Raw genomic sequence first — 1,240 nt, 5'->3', positions numbered from 1 at the left:
ATCCCGTCACCCGAATCACCCGCGAAACGAATGATCACCCGGCCCAGACGACGGACCTCCTTCCCACCCCCGCCCACGGCTCCCGTCGTACCTGGCAGGGGGGCTCGCTGACCCCCGAGGACGGCGTCATTGGCCTCATCGGCCTTCCCTGCCGCGCTACTGACCTGGCTCGTCACTGAACTGGACCTCCCTTGGGGCGGCGGTTCGGAACCGTCCGGCCAGCCGGCGATCCCAGAGGCCACCCTACGTCCGCGTAGGTGGCCCTCCAGGGACCGATCATATGGTGGACGCTGTTTTGAGACACCCTTGTGGTCGGGTTTGTCGCCTTTCGCGACCCCCGTGCGGCGGGGTGGCGGCGGTTGCACTGTGAGTCTTTGGTCCTAGGTCTCCCTCGACCCTTCCTTGATCAGAGGTGCCCGCCCCGCAACCGGCGGACACCCCCGGACCTGCGCAATGCTCCCGAAGCGCTCCCGAAGCGCTTCGCGATCGCTCCGGGGGTGCGTGCGGCGTGCCGCCTCCGGTGGCGTGCTCCGCCCCATGAATATCTGACAGGCTGTCAGATTGCTAGGAATTGAGGTAGGTCAGCACGGCGAGGACACGCCGGTGGTCCCCGTCGCTGGGCGAGAGCCCCAGCTTCTGGAAGATGTTGCTGACATGCTTCTCGACCGCCCCGTCGCTCACCACGAGCTGCCGGGCGACGGCGGAGTTCGTCCGGCCCTCGGCCATCAGACCGAGGACCTCGCGCTCGCGCGGCGTCAGCCCGGCCAGCACGTCCTGCTTGCGGCTGCGGCCCAGCAGCTGCGCCACCACCTCGGGGTCCAGCGCCGTCCCGCCCTGCGCCACCCGGACGACGGCGTCCACGAACTCGCGGACCTCGGCCACCCGGTCCTTCAGCAGATATCCCACCCCGCGACTGCTGCCCGCCAGCAGCTCCGTGGCGTACTGCTCCTCCACGTACTGGGAGAGGACCAGCACCCCGATGCCCGGGTAGTCCTTCCGCAACCGCACCGCCGCGCGTACTCCCTCGTCGGTGTGCGTCGGCGGCATCCGCACATCGGCGACCACCACATCGGGAAGCGCCTGCTGGGCGTCCAGCTCCGCCACGGTCTTGAGCAGCGCCTCCGCGTCCCCGACCCCCGCGACCACGTCATGCCCGAGATCCGTGAGCAGACGGGTGAGACCCTCCCGCAGCAGGACCGAATCCTCGGCGATGACCACGCGCACTCTGTTCTCCACGTTC

1 protein-coding gene is annotated in these 1,240 nt (G+C 69.2%); it reads right to left on the bottom strand.

Features of this window, described 5'->3' with window-relative positions; genetic code table 11:
• Nucleotides 1-564: 564 nt before the first annotated feature.
• Nucleotides 565-1,224 (bottom strand): response regulator transcription factor, encoded by a 660-nt coding sequence (locus ACIQMU_RS31585; protein WP_356731685.1) that lies wholly within the window; start codon nucleotides 1,222-1,224, stop codon nucleotides 565-567.
• Nucleotides 1,225-1,240: the final 16 nt, after the last annotated feature.

It is taken from the genome of Streptomyces sp. NPDC091649 (genome assembly GCF_044756785.1).
Lineage (GTDB): Bacteria > Actinomycetota > Actinomycetes > Streptomycetales > Streptomycetaceae > Streptomyces.
Note: the sequence above shows the minus strand (reverse complement) of the source record. Positions and strands in the feature narration are given on the sequence as shown.